This window comes from Metabacillus rhizolycopersici (assembly GCF_020075705.1).
Map to the genome: position 1 here is coordinate 1 of NZ_JAIQUM010000150.1, position 4,675 is coordinate 4,675.

Below are 4,675 nucleotides of genomic sequence, written 5' to 3' on the forward strand. Positions count from 1 at the left end.
TAAGTTTTATAATAATAAACGTTTTCAAAAAAAATTAAATAACCTTAGCCCTACTGAATATAGAGCTAAGGCTGCTTAATAAGTGAACCTTTTATTAATTGTCTACTTGACGGGGATAAGACCAAATCGAAGATCCTTTTATTCACTCAAAATCAATGGCGGCTTGTGCCCGGGTGACAGTTGTGACGAAACTTACAACAAAATCACTATTCTCGCATTTCTTCTGAATCGATGAGAGAATAGTGATTTTGAAATTCTTTCACTTGGTCATTGGCAATCTCCCGTTATTTGATTTCGATTGCCGAAGCTTTGTTGTTCCAATCTGAAGCCATATTAGCAGTTTTACCATAACAATCGGAGTGTCTAAATAAGACTCCTCTGCCATACTCTTGATATGAAGTATGCTCCCATAGCGTCGTTGAATAGCTATAAGAAGGTGATGCTGTACTTAAGGAGGAAATTCTGTCATTCCAGCTGGAAGGCAAGTTTTTAAACCCGTATCTCCAATAAGTATATTGTCCACCTTTATTTTTATAATCATAGAAATCAGTACAACAAGGACCGCTGGCCATGATCCTGACTTCGTTTTGCTCGATTTTGTTGTGAATTTTCTATCTTTGTTTATCTTTTTCGATAAATGCCTGCAAAGTTTCTCTGCTCATAAATCCATACGCCAACCAATCGCCTTTTTTATTCTGTTTAGGCAGAACCATGGTTAACATACTACCAAGTTTAAGAAGTACTCAAAATTGCCAAATCCATGTGTATAAAGGATTTGGCGTTTCTTCATTTTTTATCATTTATGCATGAATTTATACAACGTTGATATATAAACGTTTTTAGCTTCTTAAGAAGCCTAGCAGCTGCATAAAAATGTGGAGTTTTATGCAACCTCTTATTCAATATAATGGCCCTATAATCGAACAACATGACTGGCGTTTTTAAACCCCTTTATGTGTAATTTATTGTTAATCAACAATAGACCGTTCATTTCACTAGTTATTACTTTACATTCTTAACAGTTGGCTTAATAGAACAAGGTGTTCCGCTTTGCATATGGTATATTTTAGTTATTACAGTTTTAGAAGCTATATTAAATGGGTTGAGAATCATGCTAAAAACTAGTTATATAGAAGAAACTCGGAAATCAACACCCACTATTATAACTGTAGGTCTTTTTGGTTCTGGTACAAAAAGATTAAATTGATTGCAAGCAATCTCTAAATCTTGGACATACTGATACTATTACTCTAAAAGAGGGGGTGATCAGTATGGAAAACCAAAATTTGTTCAAATGGAAACATTATCAACCTGATATTATTTTATTAACGGTGAGATGGTATCTGCGGTACAACCTCAGTTTTCGTGATTTGGTGGAAATGATAGAGGAACGAGGTCTGCCGATAGCTCATACAGCCATTATGCTCCAAAATGAAGTCAAATTCATACATAAGTTGTTTGGAATGGCATCATAATCTGTCATTGAGCAGGTCATGTAGGTTCTATGTCTCCATCAAATAGTTTTTGCATCAGAACCTAACAGATAGAATCTTTTTCAGTAATTTGCCTGCTGCTTGCGCATTATTCTCATCATCTTTTCCTTATTGTTCAACAATTCTGTTATATTGTGTCCACATAAATACTTTATCACTGAACTCAAGAAACGATTGTACAGTAACAATAAAGTCATTTAATTTTGAAGCGTCAAACTCGCATAAAAACCGTTCTAAATTCAGATCAAACAAAAATAAGTTGTTTAATTTCGATCGTAACATGAAGATTAAATTTCAAAACTAATGATAATAAAGTTGTTTAAAATGTTAATATTCAAACGACTTTATTGCCATTCAACAACATATTTCTATTTTTTTATAAGAAGATTTTTGATAGATCGTGATGAGTTGGTCTAATTTCTGACTGAAATAAATGGTCTCACGGCTATTTAATCCAGTTATTTCAGCAATCTGAATCAATTCTTTTCTCAGTTGATTAATTCTGTATTCTATTTCATCTAACTCTATAAATATCATACAAATTCCCCTAATCACTCACCCATTATCTTAAACTGGTTATTAATAAAAATCCTTTCTTAGGTCGGCAGATCGGTGAAGGCTTATATTTATTTAGTCTTTTCGCTTGCATATGTAATATTAAACAACTTTATTATGTTTTAAATGACTTTATTTTAAATTGAACAACTTTATTATCACTCAACAACGATAGGAATCTTTGTTTGTCAGCAAATGTTGTTTTCTATAATCCTGATTATGGTTTATAGCGTGATAATGTTTTTTATCTTCTTTGGAGCCGACTAGTCGACTCCACTTTTCTTTATACTAAAGGTCCGCCCAGCTCAATAATCTCTTCAGATACATTTGTGAACTTTTTGAAGTTTTCTATAAACTTGCCGGCAAGATCTAATGCTTTTGTTTTATAAGCTTCTTTGTCAGTCCAGGGTTTTTCTGGTATTAATACGTCATCAGGAACACCAGGAACATGGAGCGGAATTTCAAGACCGAAGATGTCATCCTTTCCAGTTTCCGCGTTGTCTAATTCGCCGTTTAGGGCTGCTTGCACCATTGCGCGAGTGTAGGAAAGATTTATGCGTTGGCCTACGCCATATTTGCCGCCAGTCCAACCTGTGTTCACTAAGAATACATTTGCATTGTGCTTTTCAATTTTTTCTCCAAGCATTTCTGCATAACAAGTTGCGTTAAGTGGTAAAAATGGAGAACCGAAGCATGTAGAAAAAGTTACTTCCGGAGATGTAATACCCCGCTCTGTTCCTGCTAGCTTACTAGTATAACCGCTTAAGAAATGGTACATAGCTTGTTCTTTGGATAACTTGCTGATAGGAGGCAAGACGCCAAATGCATCAGCTGTTAAGAACACAATTGTATTTGGATGTCCGGCAATGCTTGGTAGCATGATATTATCGATTGCATCAATTGGATACGCTGCACGTGTATTTTCAGTTAGAGATACATCGTTGTAATTTGCAAGACTAGTATTCTCGTCAATCATAACATTTTCTAATACAGAACCGAATGTAATCGCATCAAAGATTTGAGGTTCCTTCTCGCGAGTTAGGTTCACGCATTTCGCGTAGCAGCCGCCTTCTATATTAAATACGCCGTTATCAGACCAGCCATGCTCGTCATCACCGATTAACTTGCGGTTTGGATCTGCTGATAGCGTTGTCTTTCCTGTGCCAGATAAGCCGAAGAACAATGCCACATCGCCTTCTTCACCTACGTTTGCAGAACAGTGCATGGATAGAATGTCTTGTTCTGGTAACAAGTAATTCATAATAGAGAAAATGGATTTCTTCATTTCACCTGCATACTCAGTACCGCCGATCAGTACAATCCGCTTTTCAAACGAAACGATGATGAACGTTTCAGAATTTGTACCGTCAAGAATTGGATTTGCTTTGAACGTCGGAGCGGATACGATTGTAAATTGTGCATCTTGTTTAGGGGATTCAATCCCTGTCGGACGAATAAATAATTGATTTGCAAATAAGTTATGCCAAGCGTATTCATTTATCACTTGAATTGGAAGACGGTAGCTGGGATCCGCTCCGGCAAAGCCTTTAAATATGAAGATTTCTTCTTTTTCTTTTAAATATTCTAATACCTTTGTGTATAGATTTTCAAAATGCTGTTGGGAAATCGGTTGGTTTATAGTGCCCCAATCAATTTTATCTGCAGTGGATGCTTCATTCACAATGAATTTATCTTTAGGAGAACGTCCAGTGTATTTACCTGTTAAAACAGAAACAGCACCGGTAGTAGTTAATTTTCCTTCTTCTCTCTTTAATACTTTTTCCACTAGCTGAGGTACACTTAATTGAACTTGTGCATTCCTTCCATTTAATAACTCATTTAGGTCAATTTGGACGTTCACAGTACTCATATACATACCATCCTTTTTCCTTTTTCATGAAGATTCCTTGTATTATCCACAAATGGTATAACACATTAAAATAAATGATGTACACTATTCATGAGGATTTGTTTGTAATTTCAATTCTGTTTCTTGGTAAAAAAGATTAACGTAGCATTTCAGAAGTCTCCTGACCTCGTATCGCCAAAATCCTATTAATTCTCAGGCGTTGCACCTTTTTAAAAATGAATAGGCTACGTCTTCTGCCTAATTTCTCTAGTCTTCGAACTAAATTTTTCACAATGCCTGCTATATATTGTTCCTTCTCATTAAATATCTGCAAAATCTTATCAGAATTCGGAACTAAATAAATCCCATACAAGTAGGATACTTTATCCCTAGTTACATCTAAGCTAGTTTATGTTGCAGATTTTTCTGGCTAGTAAACCGATCTGCTAACTAATACAAGGTCTACAAGCGATACATTTTTAGTCGGAACGCGTAACATATAATCCCTCTCCCTTTATGGATTACACTTGATCGCTTCCGAAGAAATTACGGAAAGATTGAATAGCTGTGTCACGATTTAAGGCAGCAATCGATGTAGTCAAAGGAATTCCCTTTGGACATGACTGAACACAGTTTTGAGAATTCCCACAGTTAGCTAAGCCACCATCGCCCATAATTGTTTCAAGTCGCTCAGATTTATTCATCTCGCCCGTTGGATGTGCATTAAATAGACGTACTTGTGATAATGGGGCAGGTCCAATGAAATTAGATTTACTAT

General features: G+C 35.7%; 2 protein-coding genes and 3 pseudogenes. 1 reads left to right on the forward strand and 4 read right to left on the reverse strand.

What is annotated here, in order from left to right; translation table 11 throughout:
• Positions 1–284: 284 nt before the first annotated feature.
• Positions 285–719: pseudogene (locus tag K9V48_RS27010) on the reverse strand (hypothetical protein); the annotation flags it as partial.
• 552 nt (positions 720–1,271) lie between these two features.
• Between K9V48_RS27010 and K9V48_RS27015 the strand changes: the two are divergent.
• Positions 1,272–1,424, forward strand: a pseudogene (locus tag K9V48_RS27015) (IS6 family transposase); the annotation flags it as partial.
• Positions 1,425–1,847: 423 nt separating this feature from the next.
• Here K9V48_RS27015 and K9V48_RS27020 read toward each other — a convergent pair.
• From K9V48_RS27020 to sdhB, 3 genes and pseudogenes are all read right to left on the reverse strand, one after another.
• Positions 1,848–2,030, reverse strand: coding sequence for an aspartyl-phosphate phosphatase Spo0E family protein (locus tag K9V48_RS27020; protein ID WP_224142168.1), 183 nt, complete (start codon positions 2,028–2,030; stop codon positions 1,848–1,850).
• A 301-nt stretch (positions 2,031–2,331) separates the two neighbouring features.
• Positions 2,332–3,918, reverse strand: a complete 1,587-nt coding sequence (pckA, locus tag K9V48_RS27025) for a phosphoenolpyruvate carboxykinase (ATP) (protein WP_224142169.1) — start codon at positions 3,916–3,918, stop codon at positions 2,332–2,334.
• Positions 3,919–4,418: 500 nt separating this feature from the next.
• Positions 4,419–4,675: pseudogene (gene sdhB / locus K9V48_RS27030) on the reverse strand (succinate dehydrogenase iron-sulfur subunit); the annotation flags it as partial.

Bases quoted from the DNA above. Each gene is read 5' to 3' on its own strand.
- pckA (WP_224142169.1), bottom strand. From the start codon at position 3,918: ATGAGTACTGTGAACGTCCAAATTGACCTAAATGAGTTATTAAATGGA.
- K9V48_RS27020 (WP_224142168.1), bottom strand. From the start codon at position 2,030: ATGATATTTATAGAGTTAGATGAAATAGAATACAGAATTAATCAACTG.